The following is a 20,018-nucleotide window of genomic DNA, read 5'->3' as shown; positions in this document are numbered from 1 at the left end:
CTCGGTTCGTGCCCGGTGCCGGTGCGGGGTGCGGCCCCCGTCGGTGCGGGCACGCCCCGCTGTGCGCCGCTATGTAGGATCGGCGCCTGCGCGAGGTGGTACGGGGGCTGCGCTGTGTGGGGCGTCCTCAGCCACGGGAATCCCGTACCGGGCCGAGCGCAGTCGCGTGAGGGCTGATGCCGAAGTGATCGATCGACGCCGCGGGGTGGGTGACGCATGGGTGTGATCATGGTCAAGCGACCGGCCAGGGCCTACCCGCCGACGGTGCCGGACGAGCCGGTGGAGCTGGTCAGTCCACCGGAGCTGCCCCGGCAGGGCGGCGAGGACTGGCTGATGAGCATCCTGCCGATGCTCGGCATGGGCGGTTCGGCGGTGTTCTTCTTCTCACCGGGTGCGGCCGCGCCGATGAAGATCATGGGCGGTCTGATGATCGTCTCGACGGTCGGCATGGTGCTGGCCCAGATCGTGCGGGCCCGCCGGGGCGGCTCGACCGTGATGGCGGACGAGCGGCGCGACTACCTCAAGTACCTCCAGCAGACCCGCCGCCAGGTGCGCCGCACGGCGGAGAGCCAGCGCGGCGCGCTGCTGTTCCTGAACCCGGCGCCGGAGCAGCTCTGGTCGATCGTCGAGGACGGCCGCCGGCTGTGGGAGCGGCGGACGGCGGACGGCGACTTCGCGCAGATCCGGGTCGGCCTCGGGCCGGTGCAGCTGTCCACCCCGCTGGTGGCGCCGCAGACCGCGCCGATGGACGAGCTGGAGCCGTTGTCGGCGGCCGCGATGCACTCGTTCCTCAAGGCGCACGGCACCCTCCAGGACCTGCCGCTGGCGGTCTCGCTGCGGGCCTTCTACCACATCACGGTGTGCGGGGACCCGGACTCGGTGTACGGGAACGTGCGCGCGATGATCGCCCAACTGACCACCCTGCACTCGCCGGACGACCTGCTGATCGCGGTCGCCGCGGCCCCCGGCGCGGCCGAGGAGTGGGACTGGACCAAGTGGCTCCCGCACAACCAGCACCGCAAGGAGAGCGACGGCGCGGGCTCGCGCCGGCTGAGCGCCGCCGACCTGGGCGAGCTGGAGTACCTGCTGCAGGACGAGCTGGCCGGCCGCCAGCGCTTCGTCCGGGACGCGGCGCCCGCCGCGGACCAGCCGCACCTGGTGGTGATCATGGACGGCGCCGGGGTGCCGCACGACTCGGTGCTGGCCGGCCCCGAGGGCGTGCAGGGGGTGACCGTCATCGAGGTCGTCCCCGGTGAGGTGGACGAGCCGAGCGGGCACCTGATGGTGACGGTCAACCCGCAGGAGCTGGTGCTGCGTTCGGCCTCCGGGGCGACGTACAGCGGCAAGCCGGACCTGCTCTCACTGTGGCAGTCCGAGGCGCTGGCGCGGCAGTTGGCGCCGTACCGGGCCTCGGCCGGCGGGGACGACGAGCCGCTGCTGTCCAACCTGGACTTCACCGACATGATGGGCTCGGGCGACCCGGGCTCCTTCGACGTGGCCCGCAGCTGGCGCCCGCGCGCCCAGCACGAGCGGATGCGGGTGCCGATCGGCGTCGGCGCGGGCGGCGAGCACGTCTACCTGGACATCAAGGAGGCCGCGCTGGAGGGCATGGGCCCGCACGGCCTGTGCGTGGGCGCGACCGGCTCCGGCAAGTCGGAGCTGCTGCGCACCCTGGTGCTGGCGCTGGCGATGACCCACTCCTCGGAGACGCTCAACTTCGTGCTCGCCGACTTCAAGGGCGGCGCGACCTTCCTGGGCATGGCGGACATGCCGCACACCTCCGCGGTGATCACCAACCTGGAGGGCGAGCTCACCCTGGTCGACCGCATGCGCGACGCGATCGAGGGCGAGCTGCACCGCCGCCAGGAGCTGCTGCACCGCTCCGGCAACTACGCCAACATCCACGAGTACGAGCGGGCCCGGGCGGCCGGCGCGGCGCTGGACCCGCTGCCCTCGCTGGTGCTGATCATCGACGAGTTCTCCGAACTCCTCACCGCCAAGCCCGACTTCATCGAGATGTTCATCCAGATCGGCCGGATCGGCCGCTCCCTGGGCGTGCACCTGCTGCTGGCCTCGCAGCGCCTGGAGGAGGGCAAGCTGCGCGGCCTGGACACCTACCTCTCCTACCGGATCGGCCTGCGCACCTTCTCGGCGGCCGAGTCGCGGGCGGCGATCGGCGTACCGGACGCGTACCACCTGCCGCCGGTGCCGGGCGTCGGCTACCTCAAGTTCGGCGAGGACGTGATGGACCGGTTCAAGGCCGCGTACGTCTCGGGGCCCTACCGGGCGCCGGGGCAGCAGCGGTCGACCGGCGGCCGGCGGGTGAACACCCGGCCGGTGGAGTTCACCTCGGCCTTCGTGGACCTGCCGCCGGCCCCCGTGGAGGAGGAGGCGCCGCAGGTCCAGGAGCAGGACGACGCGCTGGTGGACACCGTGCTGGACGTCTTCGTCCAGCGGATGTCCGGCCAGGGCCCGGCCGCCCACCAGGTGTGGCTACCGCCGCTGGACGAGGCGCCGAGCCTGGACCACCTGCTGCCGCCGCTGCAGGTCGTCCCCGACCGCGGACTCACCGCGCCCGGCTACCCGGGCGGCCGGCTGCGCGCGCCGATCGGCATCGTGGACAAGCCGCGCGAGCAGAAGACCGACATCCTGGAGGTCGACTTCTCCGGGGCGGCCGGCCACGGCCTGGTGGTCGGCGGCCCGCGCTCGGGCAAGTCGACCGTGCTGCGCGGCATGACGGCGGCCTTCGGCCTCACCCACACCCCGCGCGAGGTGCAGTTCTACCTGCTGGACTTCGGCGCGGGCAGCTTCCAGTCGCTGCTCGGGCTGCCGCACGTCGGCGGGGTGGCGGGCCGGCTGGACGTGGACAAGGTCCGCCGGATGGTCTCCGAGGTGCACGCGGTGCTGAACCGGCGCGAGGAGCTGTTCCGGGCGACCGGGATCGACACCATCGCGACCTACCGGGCCCGCCGGGCCGCCGGGCAGCTGCCCGACGAGGCCTTCGGCGACGTCTTCCTGGTGATCGACGGCTGGAACACCTTCAAGCAGGAGTTCGAGGGGCTGGAGCCGGTGATCGGCGACATCGCCCAGCGCGGCCTCGGCTACGGCGTCCACCTGGTGATCAGCGCCGCCCGGTACGCGGAGGTCCGCCCCGCGCTCAAGGACCTGCTGCAGAACCGCATCGAGCTCAGGCTCGGCGACGCGATGGAGTCCGAGGTCGACCGCCGGGTGGCGCAGAACGTCCCGCCGCTGGCCGGGCGCGGGATCACCGCGGAGCGGCTGCACTTCCTGAGCGGCCTGCCGCGACTGGACGGCTCCCCCTCGGTGGACGACCTCCAGGACGGCGTGGCCGGGCTGGTCGCCGCGGTCGACGGGGCCTGGACCGGCCCGCGCGCCCCGCAGGTGCGGATGCTGCCGGCCGTCCTGGACGGGACCTCGCTGCCGAAGGGCTTCGAGCACCCGGAGCGCGGCGTCTGCTTCGGCGTGGACGAGGCCGAGCTGGCTCCGGTGTTCGTCAACTTCGAGACCGACCCGCTGTTCATCGTGTTCGGCGACACCGAGTCCGGGAAGTCCGCGCTGCTGCGGATGCTGATCAAGCAGATCACCGAGCGCTACACCCCGGACCAGGCGGGCATCGTGGTCGGCGACTACCGGCGCGCCCTGCTGGGCACCGTCCCGCCGGAGTTCCTGGTGGAGTACGCGGCCGCGCAGCCGGCCATGACCGCCATCGTGGACATGCTGCGCGGGGCCTGCGCCCGCCGCCTGCCCGGCCCGGACGTGACCGCCGAACAGCTGCGCAACCGCAGCTGGTACACCGGCAAGGACATGTTCGTGATCGTCGACGACTACGAGCTGGTCGCCACCGGCTCGGGCAACCCGCTGGCGCCGCTGGCCGAGTTCCTGCCGTTCGCCCGGGACATCGGCCTGCGGGTGATCGTGGCCCGCAGCGCGGGCGGCGCCGGGCGCTCGCTGTACGAGCCGGTGATGCAGCGGATGCGCGAGCTGGGCGGGCAGGGCGTCATCCTGTCCGGCAACCGGGACGAGGGCGCGCTGCTGGGGACGGTCAAGCCGCAGGCGCTGCCGCCGGGCCGCGGGGTGTTCGTGTCACGCCGTGCGACCAACGGGCAGATGGTCCAGACGGGCTGGCTGCCGGTGCAGTGACCGGGCGCGGCCACGGGCCGCCCGCTACGGACAGTGAGTGAAGGGGTCGGACTCCGCGGAGTCCGACCCCTTCCGCGTCCCAGGTGCTGAAACGTTACCTAGATCTTTCCGGGCCGGGGCTGCGGTTCCCGTACCCACCTGGGCAGTTGCCGAACGGCGGGGTCACACCTGGCGTGTCGCCGTACGACCGAGTCGCGGCCTTTGAATGGTGGCCCGCAACACACCGTTCACCTTTGATTCATGCCTGATGTTGCCAAAGTAACAAGTCGGACAAACAGCGCCATGACCCTAAGTGATCATCGGATCGCATGCTTATGCCGTTCACCGCAACGGATTCCGAAGCAGTTCCGGCGTTGACGCAATCAATACGCCCAAGGTTCCATGGCGGCCCGGGAGCGACCGGACCAGACCCGAGCAACGAGCCAGCGGAGGCGATACCGCTCCCGTCCCAGGACCGAACAGAGCCGATCGGAATCCACATGACCGACACGCTTCGCCCGCCACAGAACGTAGCCGCCACGGCGGACGGCGCGGCCGCACCCCAGCAGCTCAAGCGCTCGATCGGCGTCGTGGGCGGCACCCTGCTCACGCTGTCCTGCGTCACCCCCGCGTCGACGCTCTTCGTGATCGTGCCGGAACTGTTCTCCAGCATCGGCAGCGCCACCGCGCTGGCGATCGCCATCGGCTCCGTCCTCTGCGTCGCGGTCGCGTTCTGCTACTCCGAGCTCGGCACCCTGATCCCCAGCGCCGGCGGCGAGTACGCGATGGTCGGCACCCTGGCCGGACGGCTCGCGGGCTGGCTGGTCTTCATCCAGTCGCTCATCGTGGTGATGATCGTCCCCTCGGTCATCGCCCTCGGCACCGCCGACTACCTGGCGCCCGTCCTGCACGTCGACAAGCCGATCGCCGGCGCCGCCGTGATGCTCGCCGCCACCCTGGCCGGCCTGCTCGACCTGCGTGCCAACGCCTGGATCACCGGCATCTTCCTGGTCCTGGAGGTCATCGCGGCCGGCGTGGTCTCGGTGCTCGGCTTCTCCCACGCCAACGCGGCCCACCCCAGCCTGCTGCACGGCCTGGTCTCCACCGACGGCGGCGCCGCCAGCCCCGTCGGCATCGGCGCCATCATCGGCGCCCTCGGCATCGCGCTGTTCGCCACCCAGGGCTTCTCCACCGCCGTCTACCTCTCCGAGGAGCTGGAGAACCCCCGCCGCACCGTCTCCCGCACCGTGCTGTGGACCCTCGGCCTCTCCAGCGCCATCATCCTGATCCCGGTCGCCGCCATCACCCTGGGCGCCCCCGACCTGCAGACCCTGACCTCCGGCGACATCTCCGGCATGGTCACCGCCTGGAGCAACTCCGCCGTCGGCACCTTCATCAGCCTCTGCATCGCGCTGGCGATCATCAACGCCGGCATCGTCATGGTCATCCAGAACTCCCGGGTGCTGTTCGCCTCCGCCCGCGACAAGGCCTGGCCCGAGCCCGTCAACAAGGCCTTCGGCACCCTCGGCCGCTTCGGCTCCCCCTGGATCGCCACCCTCGCGGTCGGCCTGCCCGGCGCCGCGCTCTGCTTCGTCAAGGGCGAGCTCCTCAGCAACATCACCGGCGTCGCCGTCACCGCGATGTACCTGCTGGTCGCCATCGCCTCGCTGCTCTCCCGCCGCGGCCACCACAAGCACGCCGCCGCCTGGCGGATGCCGCTGTGGCCCGCCGTCCCGGCGCTGCTGATCGTCGTCCTGGTGTACGTGATGACCCAGCTGGACGCCGAACCCCTGCTGTGGACCGGCGGCATCACCGCCGCCGCCACCCTCTACTGGCTGTTCTACCTGCGCCCCCGGCAGGACACCCGCTGGGTGATCAGCCTCCCCGAGGACCAGCAGGGCTGACCCCCGATCCCCCACCCCTCCCCCACGCGGCGGTGCCCCGGGCCTCCCCCAGGCCCGGGGCACCGCCGCGTCCGCACCGCCGCGCTACTTCCTCAGCTTCCAGACCGGGGCGGCGGCGATCGTCTGCATCTGGTCGTCGGTCAGCACCGGGGTCTTGCGGGTCGCCGGGCTCGTCTGGGTGCCGCTGTTGAACGAGCTGATCACCACCCGCAGGCCGTCCGGGTGCAGGGTGTCGACGGTCCACATGTCCACGCCCGGCTTGTCGCTCCCCTTGCTGACGACCACCTTGGTGCCGTCCGGCAGCGTCCTGGCGTCGCCGAACAACGAGTTGCCCCGGTCACCGCTCCAGTCCTGCACGTTGAGCTGCACCATGGACTTGCCCTTGCCGTCGTTCAGCACGAAGTTGGCGTAGCCGGGGCCGTCGCCGCCGGGCTCCGTCTCGGTCAGTCCGCTCGGCAGCAGTCCGGCGACGGTCGTCAGGATCTCCTTCGCGCTGTACTCCTTGGAGGTGTCGCGCACCGGAACCGGCTTCGGCTCCGGGATCGCGGCGACCACCGGGTCCCAGGCCTTGTCGGTGACGATCGCCCTGAGCTGCTCGGGCGACAGCGGCGGGGCCGGCCGGCTGTCCGGCGCGCCCTTCTCGGCCGGGGAGTTCCACTCCGACAGCTCGACCTGCCGGCCGTCCTGGCCGATCAGCCTGGCGTTCCACCACTTGGTGGTGGCCCGCTTGTCCGGGTACTCGTAGCCCTGGAGGACGGTCAGCGAACCGCCGCCCGGCACACTCGTGCTGGAGCAGGCGTCGTACTGGACCAGCTTCTTGTCCGGGCAGGCGTTCTGCGCCCGGTTGGGGTCGTTCGACGCCAGCCGGGTGAGCGAGATGCCCATCGCGGCCTTGCCCTGGCCGTCGTCGAAGAGCAGGGTGGCGCCCGCGTTGACGGAGCCGCCCGGCTTGCCGGACGGCGACCCGGTGCCGGTGCCCTTGCCGTCGGTGACCTGGCCCTTGGGCAGCAGCGCCTGGAAGGCGGCCAGCACCTCGTCGCCGCTGACCTCCTTCGGGGTCGGCGTACCGGTCGAAGCCGGGGTCAGCGCGGCGCTCGTGCCCGTACTCCCCGACGCCGCCCCGGTGGAGGCGGCCGCCACCGTGGTCGTACCGGACGGCGAGCCGGACCCGGTCAGGTACACCGCTCCGGTGCCCACCAGGGCCAGCGCGGCGGCGCCGCCCACCACCGCGGCGGTCGAACGGCTGCGCCAGCGGCGGCGGCCCCGCTGGTAGCCGCCCGCGACCATCCCGGCCTGGTCGGCCTGCTCGGGGCGGAATCCCTCACCGGTGCGGGTGAGGGCGTAGAGGAGATCGTCTTCGAACTTGTCCTGCTCGGGCATGGCGGATCACCGTCTCCTTGCGTCGCGGAAGTAGCGGGGAAATGCGGGGTGGGCGGGGCGTACCGGTGTGCCGGTGTGCCGGTGCCGGTGGGCGGGGTGTGCCGGCGGGCGGGACGTTTCAGCGGGCCGAGAGCTCGGCCAGCGAGTCGCCGAGCAGGGTGCGCAGCCGGGCCAGCGCCCGGGTGGTCCTGGTGCGGACCGCGCCGGAGGAGAGCCGCAGCACCTCGGCGGTCTGCTCGACACTGCGGTCCTCCCAGTAGCGCAGCACCAGCACGGCCCGGTCCGCGGCGGACATCCGCCCCAGCGCGTCCAGCAGGGTCAGCCGCAGACTGCTGTCCGTGTCCTGCCCGGCCGCCTCCGGCAGCGCCTCGGTCGGGCGCTCGCCGCTGGAGCGGCGGCGCTGCTGGGCGAGGAAGGTGCGCACCATCACCGTGTGGGTGTAGGCCGCCGGGTTGTCGATCCGGTGGCGGCCGCCGGTGAAGGCGCTGCGCCGCCACAGCACGTACATCCGGCTGAGGGCCTCCTGCACGAGGTCCTCGGCATAGTGGGTGTCGCCGCTGGTGAGCAGACAGGCCGAGCGGTAGAGGTGCCCGGTGCGGCTGGAGACGAGTTCCAGGAACTCCGCGTCCTTGGCCTCCCGGCCACCCCTGATCCATCCCATGTGCCCGTCGCTCCCCCGCGTCCGTGTGCCCCGCCGACACTTGATGGATGCGGTGGACCGCCGCCGGTGTTACAGGCGTTCCACGAGGTTTCCCGTGACCGCCGCGCGGGCGTGCGGGCGGCGGGTCAGTCGGCGGAGCCGCGGCGCCGGTCGCGCAGCACGACGCCGCCGCCGATCAGCAGGGCGACCAGCAGCGCGCCGACGCCGACCACGTAGGTGGCGGTACGGCCGTCGCGGTCGGCCTGGGTCTCGCCGAGGCCGACCGGGGCCGGCACGATCGGGGCCGCGGCCAGCTGCACGGGGGCGTCCTGGGCGGGCTCGGACGGCGGGTTCTCGGGCGCGGTGGTGACGGCCTTCACCGGGTCCACCACGCCCCAGCCGATGAACCGGTTCGGGCCGCGCTCGGTGCGCTGGGCGGTCTGCTCGATCCAGGCCCGCACCTGGGCCGGCGTCCACTTCGGGTGCGCGCCGACCAGCAGCGCGGCGAGCCCGGAGACGTACGGGGCGGCGAAGCTGGTGCCGTTGTCCACGCACTGGCCGCCGCCGGGCACCGTGGAGAGCATCTCGACACCGGGCGCGGCGACCTTCACGAAGGAGCCGTACTGGGAGAACGGGGCGCGCTCGTTGTTGCGGTCGGAGGCGCCCACGGACAGCACGGTCGGGAAGGCGCCCGGGTAGGTGTCGCCCTCGTTGCCGTCGTTGCCGCTGGAGGCGACCACCACGACCTTGTTCTGCTCGGCCCGCTCGATCGCGGCCTTCAACTCCTGGTAGCCGCCGAACCGGGCGTCGCCCGCGCCGCGCACGTCCTGGGAGATGTTGATGACCCCGACGTGCTTGTCGACCGCGTCGTTGATGGCCGCGGTCAGGGTGGAGACGTCGCCGTTGCCCGCACTGTCGTTCTGCCGGATCGCGTAGATCCTGGCGTCGGGGGCGAGCCCGACGAAGCCGGTCCGGTCGCTGCGGCCCGCGGCGATGATCCCGGCCACCTTGGTGCCGTGGCCGACCGTGTCCGTCAGGGAGTTGCCGTCGACGGCCTTGTTGCTCTGCTTGTCGATCAGCAGGGTGGGGCCCACGTCCACCCTGCCGTGCAGTTGCTGGTTGCTGTCGTCGACCCCGGTGTCGATGACGGCGACCGTCACGCCGTTGCCGGTGGTCGCCCCGCCCTGCCAGAGCTGGTCGAGCAGTATCCGCTGCAGCGACCACGGCACGGTCGGCACGTCGGGCGCGGGCCGGGGGCAGTCACCGGCAGCGGCCAGCCCGGGCCCGCCGTCCGCGTACGCGGGGGCGGCCGCCGGAGCGCCCAGCACCGTGAACGCGGCCAGCGCCGCGGCCGTCCTGCGGAACCCGCGTCCGGACACCCTGCCACCCCTCATGTTCGCCCCCGTGCCGCTCCGCGCGCCGAAGGGCGGGCGCCCGGATTCCGGGCGCCCGCCCCTGTCGTTCCCGTCCGGGAACGGTCGGTCGACTACTGCTGCCAGAGACCGGCGTTCTTCTTCTCGGTCGCGTTGTAGCTCTGCGCGGCGCTCTCCAGCGAACCGGAGATCTTGGCGCAGGTCTCCTTGAGGTCCTGGGCGGCGGAGTCCCACTTGGCCTGCTGGGCGTTGTAGCCCTGCTGGGCCTGGCCCTGCCAGCCCTGGGAGATCTTGGTGACCTCCTTGCGCAGGTCGGACAGCATGCCCTCGATCTTGTTCGCCGAGTTCTGCACGTCCTGCGACGCCTGGTGGAGGGTCTGGAAGTTGACGAGGATGTGGTCGGTCACAATGTCTCCCTTGACGAGGATGCGGAGCACCCGGCGCTCAGCCGCGGGCGCCCCGTCGAACGGACGGTCGGAACAGAGTGCTGGTCAGCTCTGCGGCGTTCAGCCCTGCGGGCCGAACAGCGCCTTCTGCTCCTCTTCCGCGCTCGCGTAGTGCTTGGTGGTGAGCTCGATGGCGTGCTTGATCGCGGTCAGCGACTTGCGCAGGTCGTCGACGTCCGTGTTGACCTTGCCCTGGAGGACCTTGTAGGCGTCCGCCGCCTGGCCCTTCCAGCCACTGGTGATGTTCTCGACCGTGGTCTGGAGCGCCTTGCGCTCCGTCTCGATCTGGCCGATGGCCGTCTCGATCTTCCCGGCGAAGTCCATCATCTCCTGAGCGGTCACCGTGAACTGGCCGTCACTCATGCTCCACCATCCCCCATGAGACAAACATTGTGTGTACGGAGGGCCCCCGGGGCCCCGTCGTCGCATCACCCGTGTGATGTCCAGCAGCACTGTAGTCGGCACACGCAACTCGCCCAACATCGAGCGTCCACTAGTTACCAGACCATGACACTGGGGCCAATTCCGTTGCCGGGCTTGGCCGATCAGGCGTTCTGCGGCTGCGCGGCGCTCTTCGCGGTCAGCGGCGGGCCGGCCGGGACCAGGTTCGACCACTCCTTGGGCACCGGCAGCGGCTGGACGTTCTGGTAGCCCAACCGCGCCTGGTTGCCGCCGGGTTGGTCGTCCGGGTTCTGGGTGGGCTGGCCCCCCGCCCCGGGGTTCTGGGCGCCCGGCGCCGGGGTCGCCGCCTTCGGCGCACCGCTCGCCGTCGCCGACGGGCCGGGGCCGTGGCCGCCGTCGCCGTTGGCCGGAACGGAGTAGCGCAGGCCGGTCTCGGTGATCAGGAAGTCGGTGCCGGAGCCGTCGGCCGCACCGGCGTTGGCGGCCGCACTGGCACCGGCGTTGGCGTTGGCCGCCGCCGTCGGGGTGGCCCCGGCACCCGCGGCGCCACCGCCGGCCGCGTTGTCCACCGCCCGGTAGAACAGACCGTGGCCGGGCGTCACGAACGCCGCGCCCGCGCCGTTGTTGTACGCCGCCGGGTAGGCCGTCCCCGCCCAGACGCTGCGCCTGGGTGTGCGGCCGTCCTCGGCCATGCCGTCGAAGGTGCTGCACACCACCTGGCGGGGATCCTGCCGGTCCGTCCAGTTGTTCACCGGCGCACCGGACTTCAACGGCCAGTCGTCCGGGGTGTTCGGCAGCCGGACGTCCGTGTTGAACCTGGACTGGTCGTCCGGGGTCATCTCGTCGCTGCGCGGCCGCTTGTCCTGGTCGTACTTGTAGAGCATCTGGTAGGCCGGGTTCTGCCGGATCAGCTCCGCCTGGAACGGGGTGATCAGGAACAGGCCGTCCTTGCCGACCACGTAGTTGCGGTCCTGGTAGTGCACCAGCCGGCCGATCCGGCGGTCCGCCCCGTTGCCCAGGGCCACGTTCGAGTTGGGGCCCTGGCTGTCCGCCGTCTCCTTGACGTCGGGGAAGACGATCGGGCTCGCGGGCACCAGGGTGTCCAGCCACTCCCGCTTCACCCGCTGCGGCACCGCGTTGGGCCCGAAGACCGCGGTGACCAGCGCCTTGCGCTCCTTGTCGTCGGACTTCGGTCCGATCGCGTGCTTGCGGCCCTGCGCGTCGACCAGGAACAGGCTCGCCACCGCCTGGCCCGCCGCCGAGGTGGTCGACACCTGCTGGTCGTCGGCCTGCTGCACCAGCATCAGCTGGTCCGGGCCGAGCATCCGGTCCTTCGCGGACAGCGCCGCCGCGTCCGCCCCGGCCGCCACGAACACCGCCTGGTTGACGGTCTCCCGCTTGTCGTCCGACCCCGGACGGTCGCAGACCGCCCACTTCATCGGCTGGTTCGCGTTGTCCTTGCCCGGCAACTTGTCCGGGGCGTACGGGATCCCGATGGTCGGGCCGTGGTTGGGGTAGCGGTCCAGCACCCCGTCGTCCACCACCACGACCTTGGCGTCGACCGGCAGCACCAGCCGCGCCGAGGACATGTTGAGCACCTGGTGCAACCGCTTGGTCCTGCCGTCCGGGTCGGTCAGCACCACGTAGCGGGTGGTCGACTGCTTGCCCTGGATGATGTTCTTGCCGCTGTCCCACTGCACCGGGGCGGCGGGCTTGAACACCCCCCAGAGCCCGAACCCGGCCACCGCCACGGCCCCCACCAGCACGCTCGGCAGCACCGCCTTCACCGGGCGCGGCGCGTCCTCGTCACTGCCGCCGCCGGAGGGCAGCAGGAACGCCCCCACCGTGCGTTTGCGGGCGAAGGTGTACGCGTTGAGCTCGTCCCGGCGCGATGCCATCCTCGTCGTCCCCCTCTGTCAGACGTGTGCCGGCGCCGTGCCGGCGGTGCCCGGCCTCCCGTCGGCCCGACCTGCCCGTGGCCCGCACCCGCCGGGCGGGATCCGGCCCGAACCCTCTACGATGCGGCAGCAGACGGTGAGTACGGTACGGGTACGGTCCGCGAACCAGCCAGCCGGGCCGCGACAACGGATCAGAGAGGGCCATCGGGGGATGCCAAGCCAGACCGCTCCAGAACGCGGCGCCGACCCGGGCGGCGGAAGGTCGCACCGGTCCGGGCGCGCCCGTCGCGGCGCCGCGCCCACCGGGGCCGCGGCCGAACGGCCGCCGACGGGCGGCGGGGGCGGCCCCGTCCAGGTGCGCGTCAACCCCCGACCCGGGCTGCTCGGCGGCCGGTTGAAGCTCCAGCAGCTGGTCCTGGTCGAGGTCGCGGTCGCCCTGGTCGCGGTCGGCTGGACGATCAGCCGCCCGGTCGCGGCCGGCTTCGGCGCGGTCTCGCTGGTCCTGCTGGTGGTGGCGCTCGTCCCGCTGCGCGGCCGCACCGTCCCGGAGCTGCTGCAGGTCCGCTCGGCCCTCAAGTCCCGCCGCAGGCAGGCGAAGTCGCTGCTGCCGCCGCCCGGCACCGACCCGGCGCTGGCGCCCGCGCTGGAGCTGGAGCCGGCGCTGCGCACCTGCACCCACGCCACCGAGGCCGACTTCGGCGGCCGCCCCGTGCGCCGGGAGACCGGCATGGTCGGCGACGGCACCTTCCTCAGCTCGGTGCTGCTCGTCCAGGCCAAGGACCAGCCGCTGCGCCCGGTGCGCACCGCGCTGCCGCTGCCGCTGGACGTGATCTGCTCGGCGCTCACCGTGGACGACATCGCCCTGGAGTCGGTGCAGCTGGTCCAGCACACCCAGCCCGCCCCGGCCCAGCACGTGCCGGAGCAGTCGCTGGCCGCCCGCGGCTACCGCGAACTGCCCGACGGCACCGCCACCCCCGGCCTGCGACTGACCTGGGTCGCCCTCAAACTCGACCCGGAGCGCGCGGCCACCGCCGTCCGGGCCCGCGGCGGCGGCGAGGAGGGCGCCCGCAAGGCCCTCCAGCGGGTCACCGACCAGTTGGCCGGACGGCTCAACAGCGCCGGGTTCAACGCCACCGTGCTGGACGAGCGCGAACTGATCTCCGCCCTCGCCATCGCCACCTGCGCCAACCCGATCGCGGTGGCCGGACGCCAGGGCACCGGCAGCGGCGGCGGCACCACCCGCCGCACCCAGGAGGGCAACCGCTTCTGGCGGATCGACGACCGCTGGCACAGCACCTACTGGATCTCCCGCTGGCCGCAGCTGACCCGCCCCGGCGGCGCGGCCGGCCGGATCGGCGCCCCGGACCTGGTCAACCTGATCACCGGCTCCCCCGCACTGGCCAGCACGTTCAGCCTCACCGCCGGGCACGGCACCGGCGGCTCGGTCACCGTCAGCGGCCACCTGCGGGTGACCGGGCGCAACGAGGACGAGGTCGGCGACATCGGCCGCCAGCTGGAGGCGCGGGCGCAGAGCGCCGGCCTCGGCCTGGTCCGGCTCGACCTCGAACAGGCCCCCGGCATGCTCGCCACCCTGCCGCTGGGAGGAACGTCCTGATGGCGTACCAGACCTACCCCGCCCCCGGTCCGACCCCCGGCACCGAGCAGCGCCGGCCGCGACCGCGGATCCTGCCCGGCTTCGGGCTGCGCGGACCGCGCCGGGAGAAGCACGTGCTGGAGGCCGCCGACCTGGCGGCGCTGGCCTTCCCGGTCGGCGACGACGGCGTGGTGATCGGCGTCGACCCGCAGGGCCTGCCCGCGGTGCTCGGCCTGTTCCGCCCCAGCGCGTACGACCTGGTGCTGGTCGGCGGCGTGTGGACGGCACAGGTGATCGCGCTGCGCGCGGCCGCGATCGGCGCCCGGGTCGCGGTGGAGACCGCCCGCGCCCAGCTCTGGGGCCCGATGGCGCAGGCCGCCGGCGGCGGCCAGCCGTGCGTGACGGTGCACCAGGTCGGACGGCTCGGCCCGCAGGGCGCCTCGGTGGCCTCGCCCGTCCTGGTGGTGCGCGACCTCGGCGCCCGCCCGCCGCGCACCCGGCTCTCCGCCGCGCCCTGGCAGACCACGCTGACCCTGCTGCCCTACCTCGGCCCGAACGCCTCCCGGGTGCTCAACGCGGCCGACCTGGTCGGGGTGCAGCGGATCATGCCCCAGGAGGCGGAGGTGGTCGGCCGGGTGCTGTCGCTGCCGCCGGAGGACGTGGCCGCGCTGCCCGGCCTCGGCGACGACCTCACCCTGTGGGCCACCCGGATGCGGCGCCAGTACGTCCGGACGGTGGCCGGCCAGGCCGAACAGCAGGTGCTCGGCGGCCCGCGCCGGATGGACTGAGGGGCGTGTCCGGGCCGGTCGTTCCCGGTCCGGAACCGAAGCCGCCTTCAACAGGGGCAGCCGAACGGCCTAGTCTTTGTTGCGGCAACGGCACCGCTGAACAAGCGGCGGCGAACACGAGGGAGCCCTAGTGAGCAGCGATCGGGACGGCGTCTACGTCGGCGACAACGCGGCGGAGGACGACGACGACTGGTCCGACGCGCCCGATTACACTCCCCCGTCCTGGTACGTGCAGTCGGGCCCGGCGGCGGCGCCCGCCGCGCCTGCCCCGGGGGCTGACGCCGCGGCGGCCGGGGCTCCGGCGGCCGGGGTACCGACGCCGGAGTCGGCCGCTCCCGCACCGGCCGCGGGGCCGACGGCCGACCAGGCGCCCGCGGCACCCCAGCCCGCGCCCGCGCCCGTGCCGGTCGCTGCTCCCGCACCGGACACGCTCGCGCCCCCGGCTCCCGCTCCCGCCCCGGCGGCCGAACCGGCGCCCCTCCCCGCCCCGGTGCCGCCGGTCGCGCCCGTGCAGGCCGAGGCGCAGCACGTCCCCTTCCCGGTGGCGGCCCCGGCGGTGACGCCGGAGCAGCCGCAGGCACCGCTCGCCGCCCAGCCGTGGCCGCAGACGGCGGAGGCACCGGCCCAGCCGATCGCGCCGCAGCCGTACCCGGCGGCCGCGCCGGTGCCGCAGGCCGGACCGCCCGCCCCGCCCGCCCAGCCCGGTCCGCCGGCGCCCCCTCAGCAGTTCGCCCAGCAGCCGCCGGCCCAGCCCGGACCGCCCCAGGGCCCGACGGCTCCGCCGGACCCGCAGATGAGCTGGGACCCGCAGGCCGGCTGGGACCCGCAGGCCGCCTGGGCCGCCCAGCAGTCGGCCGCCGCCCAGCCCCAGCCCGGCCAGCCCCACCTCGGCCAGCCCTACCCCGAGCAGCTCGCACAGCCGCAGCACGCACAGCCGCAGCCGGTCCAGCCGCAGCCCGCGCCGCCCGCCCCAGTGGATCCGCGCCAGGGCGGCTGGCCGCAGCCCGGCGCCTACCAGCAGCCGCCCGCCGCCCAGCCCCAACCCCAGCCCGGCCACCCCTACCCCGGGCAGCCCGGCCAGCCGCAGCCGCCCGCCCCCGCCCAGCCCTGGCCGCCGCAGGGCGGCGCGGCCACGCCGCCGCCCGCCGCGTTCCAGCAGGCCGCCGCCCCGCAGCAGACCGCCCACGGCGCGCCGCTGGGCTACACCGCCGCCGTCGAGCTGTCCTCGGACCGGCTGCTGCGCAGCCAGCCCAAGCAGCAGCGCCAGCAGCCGCGGTTCCAGTTCGGCGGCAAGGCCGCGGCGGCCGAGAAGGCCCGCAAGCTGGAGATCATCCGCACCCCGGTGCTGAGCTGCTACCGGATCGCCGTGATCAGCCTCAAGGGCGGCGTCGGCAAGACCACGACCACCACCGCGCTCGGCGCCACGCTGGCCAGCGAGCGCCAGGACAAGGTGATCGCGATCGACGCCAACCCGGACGCCGGCACCCTGGGCCGCCGGGTCAAGCGCCAGACCGGCGCGACCATCCGCGACCTGGTGACGGCCATCCCGCACCTGCGCAGCTACATGGACATCCGTCAGTTCACCTCGCAGGACCTCAACTCGGGCCTGGAGATCCTGGCGAACGACGTCGACCCGGCCGTGTCGACGACCTTCAACGACTCGGACTACCGCCAGGTCATCGAGGTGCTGGGCCGCCAGTACCCGATCATCCTGACCGACTCCGGCACCGGCCTGCTGTACAGCGCGATGCGCGGGGTGCTGGACCTCGCCGACCAGCTGATCATCGTCTCCACCCCGAGTGTGGACGGCGCCTCCAGCGCCTCCACCACGCTGGACTGGCTCTCCGCGCACGGCTACGCGGACCTCGTGCAGCGCAGCATCACGGTGGTCTCCGGGGTGCGCGAGACCAGCAAGATGATCAAGGTCGAGGACATCGTCGCGCACTTCCAGACCCGCTGCCGCGGCGTCATCGTGGTGCCCTTCGACGAGAGCCTGGCGGCCGGCGCCGAGGTCAACCTCGACATGATGCGGCCCAAGGTCCGCGAGGCCTACTTCGAGCTGGCCACCCTGGTCGGCGAGGACATCGCCCGGGCCCAGCAGGCGGCCGCCCAGCAGGCCGGCTGGCAGCAGCAGGCGCAGGCGGGCTACCCGCAGCCGGGCCTGCCCCAGCCGTACGCCGATCCCCAGCAGCAGGGCTACCCGGGCCAGCCCGCCCCGGGGGCGCCGTGGGCGCCGCAGCCCGGCCAGGCCCCGCCGCCCCCGCCCGGGTACGGCTACCCGCAGCAGCCCGCCCCCGGAGCCCCGTGGCCGCAGCAGCCCGGTGCCCCGCAGCCGGGCCCCGGCTACGGCTACCCGCCGCAGGCGCCCCCGCAGTGACGTACGGAAGGGCCCGCCGACCCGGAGGAGTCGGCGGGCCCTTCGGCGTTCCCCGGCAGCGGCGGCCGGACCGGGCTCAGGCCTCGGTCAGCTCCCGGGCGCGCTTGACGTCGTCGGCCATCCGGTCCAGCAGGGCCTCGATGGAGTCGAACTTCTCCATCCCGCGCAGGTAGGCCAGGAAGTCCACGGCCACGTGCAGCCCGTACAGGTCCAGCCCGACCCGGTCGATGGCGTACGCCTCGACGGTACGGGCGGTGCCGTCGAAGGTCGGGTTGGTGCCGACCGAGATCGCCGCCGGCATCCGCTCGCCGTCGGCGGTCAGCCAGCCCGCGTACACGCCGTCGGCCGGGACGGCGCTGTGCGGCACGGTCTCCACGTTGGCGGTCGGGTAGCCGAGCTCGCGGCCGCGCTGCGCGCCGCGCACCACCACGCCCTCGACCCGGTGCGGGCGGCCGAGCACCTCGCCCGCGCCGGCCATGTCCCCGGTCTCGACCAGGCGGCGGGTCAGGCTGGAGGAGAACGGCTCGCCGTCCCCGGCGGTGCCGCACACCTGGAGGTCCACCACCTCGACCTGGAAGTCGTCCGCCCCGCCCAGCTCGGCGAGCAGCGCGACGTTCCCCGCGGCCCGGTGCCCGAAGCGGAAGTTGGGGCCCTCGATCACCACCCGGGCGTGCAGCGCGTCCACCAGCACCTGCCGGACGAAGGTCTCCGGGGACTCCTGGGAGAACTCGGTGGTGAACGGCAGCACCAGCACCGCGTCCACGCCGAGTTCGGCGATCAGCTCGGCCCGGCGCGGGTGCGGCGCGAGCAGCGGCGGGTGGCTGCCCGGGCGGATCACCTCGCGCGGGTGCGGGTCGAAGGTCACCACGACCGAGGGCAGGCCCAGTTCACGGGCCCGCTCGACGGCCCGCCCGATGATCAGCTGATGCCCGCGGTGCACCCCGTCGAACGAGCCGATGGTGACGACGCTGCGTCCCCAGTCACCGGGGATCTCCTCCAGGCCACGCCAGCGCTGCACCCGACTGCTCCTTGTTCCGTACGGTGCGTGCCCTCGGCACGCTCAAACGCTCACAACCGAACCCCTATAGCGTGCCATGCGCCTGCCCCGGCTCAGGCACCGGAAGGGGGGTTGGGCGCACCGGCGCACGGACGGCCCGCACGGCCGCGGTCCGCTCCGCCTCGGCGGCCGCGTACTGGGCGTCCCGGCCGGCCGCCACCAGGGCCCGCATCCGGGCCAGCCGGGGCCCGTCCGGGGCGGTCGGGGCGGCGTCGGACGGCCACCGGGCGAGCAGCCGGGCGAACGCCGCCGACCGCCCCGCGCACCGCACCAGCAGCTCGTCCGCGCCCGCCAGCCCCGGCACCGCCCGGGCCAGCACGGCGCGCGCCCGGGCCGGGTTCTCGGCCGCGCAGTGCTCGGCGAGGCGCTCCACGGCCACGGTGAGCACCGCCCGGTCGGCCTCGGTGGCGAGCAGGGTGTCCAGCAGCTCGCAGCGCAGCGCGTCCGCCGCCGGGTCCGTCACCGGGACGGACAGCGCCTCGGCGAAGGGCGTGCGGACCGCCGCCGCGGGGGCGGCCAGGACGCCGCCGAGCAGCACCCGCAGCTCCAGCCGGGCGGCCGGCCCGTCGATCGCGGCCCGCCCCAGCCGACGGCCGAGGTAGTCGACGGCGACCGGCCCGGCCAGCGCCGGGTGGCGGCGCAGCAGCCGGGCGGCCAGGTCGGCGCTGCGCCGGGCGGCCACCGGGGCGCGGGCGTCGGCCAGCACCCGCAGGGTCTCGGCGGGGGCCGCGCCGGGCGCCGCCAGGGCGTCGGCGAGTGCGGCCAGGACGGGCTCCGGGTCGCTCTCCAGGGCCGGGGCGAGGGCGCGCGGGGTCAGGAAGGCGTCGCCGCCCGCGCGGTGCAGGGCGAGGGCGGCGTCCAGGTGCCCGGCCCTGGTCACCGGGTCGGCGACCAGCACGGCCAGCGCGGCGCCGTGCAGGGCCGGTTCGTCCTCGCGGGCGAGCAGGGTCAGGGCGGCGAAGCGCAGCAGTTCGGTGCCGGCCCCGCTCGCGTACGGGGCGGTCCGCAGCGCGTGGACGGCGGCCGCGACGTGCCGTTCGGGCCGGCGGTCGTGGCTCCAGCGGTCCACCGCGCGGCAGAGCGCGGACGGCTCCTCGGCGGCGAGCACGGTGAGCAGCGCGTCCGCCCGCGGGTGCGCGGCGTCGGCCAGCGCGTCCGCCAACTCGTCCAGGGCGGACCGGCGGTGGGCGTGCAGCAGGTCGTGGGCGAGGTCCGCCACCGTACGGCCCGGGCGGCCCGGCAGGCCGGCCGGGTCGTCGAACCAGGCGCAGAGCAGCGGGAATACCGCGACCGGGTCGGCGCGCAGCCGCCCGGCCGCCGCCGCGAGGAACTGCTGCCCGGGGCCGTCGGCGGCCACCAGGCGGCGCAGCAGGGCGAGTTCGGCCTCGACGGGCAGGCCGAGACCGGTCCAGAACGCGGGGTCGAAGCGGTTCAGCCCGTCGACCGCCTGCCAGCCGCCCGCGGTGGCCGCCCGTTCGGCCGTGCGGCGGGCCAACTGGTCGAGCAGCGCGAGGTGTTCGGTCGGGTCGGGGCTGGCGGCGAGTCCGGCGGTGAGCAACCGGGCCGCCCACCAGGCGGGTTCGCTGCCGGGCGGGCGCAGGTCCAGCGCGCGCCAGATCCGGTGCAGCCACGGGTCCAGGGCGGTCGCGCCCCAGGTCTCGGCGACCCGGCGCAGCGCGGCGGTCACCGGCCCGATCCGGTGGCGGGGAACGCCCGGCCCGGGCCCCTCCGGCCCGGGCGGGGTGTCCTCGGCCTCGCCGAGCAGCATCCGCAGCGCCGCGTCCAGGTCCAGGTGCCGGCCCTGCAGCCAGTCGGCGAACTCCCCGTGGGCGAAGCGGAAGCCGGGCCCGGCGGGGACGAACAACCCCTCGGCGAGCACCGCCGTGGCCCAGCCGCCGTCGACCGGGAACAGCTCCTGGAAGGCCTCCCGGCCGAGCGCGCCCGGCTCCTCCCCGAGCATCCGCCGGGCCGCCTCGTGCACCCGCCCGGCCACCGCCGCCGCCAGCCGGCGCACCCGGC

Annotated in this window: 12 protein-coding genes and 1 pseudogene; 5 read left to right on the top strand and 8 right to left on the bottom strand. The window is 74.2% G+C overall.

Annotation, left to right across the window (positions count from 1 at the left end):
* Nucleotides 1–216 precede the first annotated feature (216 nt).
* Together eccCa and ACFC1T_RS35470 are read left to right on the top strand one after the other, a co-directional pair.
* On the top strand, nt 217–4,161 hold the full coding sequence (gene eccCa, locus ACFC1T_RS35475; RefSeq protein ID WP_375896073.1) for a type VII secretion protein EccCa: 3,945 nt from the start codon (nt 217–219) through the stop codon (nt 4,159–4,161).
* Between the two features lie 479 nt (nt 4,162–4,640).
* Nucleotides 4,641–6,044, top strand: a complete 1,404-nt coding sequence (locus ACFC1T_RS35470) for an APC family permease (protein WP_375896071.1) — start codon at nt 4,641–4,643, stop codon at nt 6,042–6,044.
* Between the two features lie 84 nt (nt 6,045–6,128).
* Here ACFC1T_RS35470 and ACFC1T_RS35465 read toward each other — a convergent pair whose 3' ends face one another.
* From ACFC1T_RS35465 to ACFC1T_RS35440, 6 genes are all read right to left on the bottom strand, one after another.
* The gene (locus ACFC1T_RS35465; RefSeq protein WP_375896068.1) at nt 6,129–7,424 is read right to left on the bottom strand and encodes a hypothetical protein; all 1,296 of its coding nucleotides are present in this window, start codon (nt 7,422–7,424) and stop codon (nt 6,129–6,131) included.
* 118 nt (nt 7,425–7,542) lie between these two features.
* The gene (locus ACFC1T_RS35460; protein WP_375896065.1) at nt 7,543–8,085 is read right to left on the bottom strand and encodes a SigE family RNA polymerase sigma factor; all 543 of its coding nucleotides are present in this window, start codon (nt 8,083–8,085) and stop codon (nt 7,543–7,545) included.
* Nucleotides 8,086–8,210: 125 nt separating this feature from the next.
* On the bottom strand, nt 8,211–9,443 hold the full coding sequence (mycP, locus tag ACFC1T_RS35455) for a type VII secretion-associated serine protease mycosin (RefSeq protein WP_375896062.1): 1,233 nt from the start codon (nt 9,441–9,443) through the stop codon (nt 8,211–8,213).
* Nucleotides 9,444–9,550: 107 nt separating this feature from the next.
* Complete coding sequence (locus ACFC1T_RS35450; protein ID WP_375896059.1) at nt 9,551–9,844, bottom strand: WXG100 family type VII secretion target; 294 nt, start codon at nt 9,842–9,844, stop codon at nt 9,551–9,553.
* Between the two features lie 99 nt (nt 9,845–9,943).
* Nucleotides 9,944–10,246 (bottom strand): WXG100 family type VII secretion target, encoded by a 303-nt coding sequence (locus ACFC1T_RS35445; RefSeq protein WP_375896056.1) that lies wholly within the window; start codon nt 10,244–10,246, stop codon nt 9,944–9,946.
* 182 nt (nt 10,247–10,428) lie between these two features.
* A complete protein-coding gene (locus ACFC1T_RS35440) occupies nt 10,429–12,183 on the bottom strand; it encodes a type VII secretion protein EccB (RefSeq protein ID WP_375896055.1) in 1,755 nt (584 codons plus the stop codon).
* Nucleotides 12,184–12,394: 211 nt separating this feature from the next.
* On the opposite strand from ACFC1T_RS35440, the gene eccE reads away from it, so the two are divergent.
* From eccE to ACFC1T_RS35425, 3 genes are all read left to right on the top strand, one after another.
* A complete protein-coding gene (eccE, locus tag ACFC1T_RS35435; protein ID WP_375896052.1) occupies nt 12,395–13,798 on the top strand; it encodes a type VII secretion protein EccE in 1,404 nt (467 codons plus the stop codon).
* Entirely contained in the window at nt 13,798–14,565 is a 768-nt protein-coding gene (locus ACFC1T_RS35430; protein ID WP_375896051.1) for a hypothetical protein, read from the top strand. Before eccE ends, ACFC1T_RS35430 begins: the two co-directional genes overlap by 1 nt.
* 130 nt (nt 14,566–14,695) lie before the next feature.
* Nucleotides 14,696–16,942, top strand: coding sequence for a MinD/ParA family protein (locus tag ACFC1T_RS35425; RefSeq protein ID WP_375896048.1), 2,247 nt, complete (start codon nt 14,696–14,698; stop codon nt 16,940–16,942).
* Nucleotides 16,943–17,018: 76 nt separating this feature from the next.
* Here the strand turns inward: ACFC1T_RS35425 and ACFC1T_RS35420 are convergent, their stop codons facing one another.
* Complete coding sequence (locus tag ACFC1T_RS35420) at nt 17,019–17,960, bottom strand: bifunctional riboflavin kinase/FAD synthetase (protein ID WP_375896047.1); 942 nt, start codon at nt 17,958–17,960, stop codon at nt 17,019–17,021.
* A gap of 64 nt (nt 17,961–18,024) precedes the next feature.
* A pseudogene (locus tag ACFC1T_RS35415) lies at nt 18,025–20,018 on the bottom strand (serine protease); the annotation flags it as partial.

It is taken from the genome of Kitasatospora sp. NPDC056076 (assembly GCF_042266305.1).
Classification (GTDB): Bacteria; Actinomycetota; Actinomycetes; order Streptomycetales; family Streptomycetaceae; genus Kitasatospora.
The sequence above is the reverse complement of the archived record's forward strand: the minus strand, read 5'-3'. Positions and strand labels throughout refer to the sequence as shown.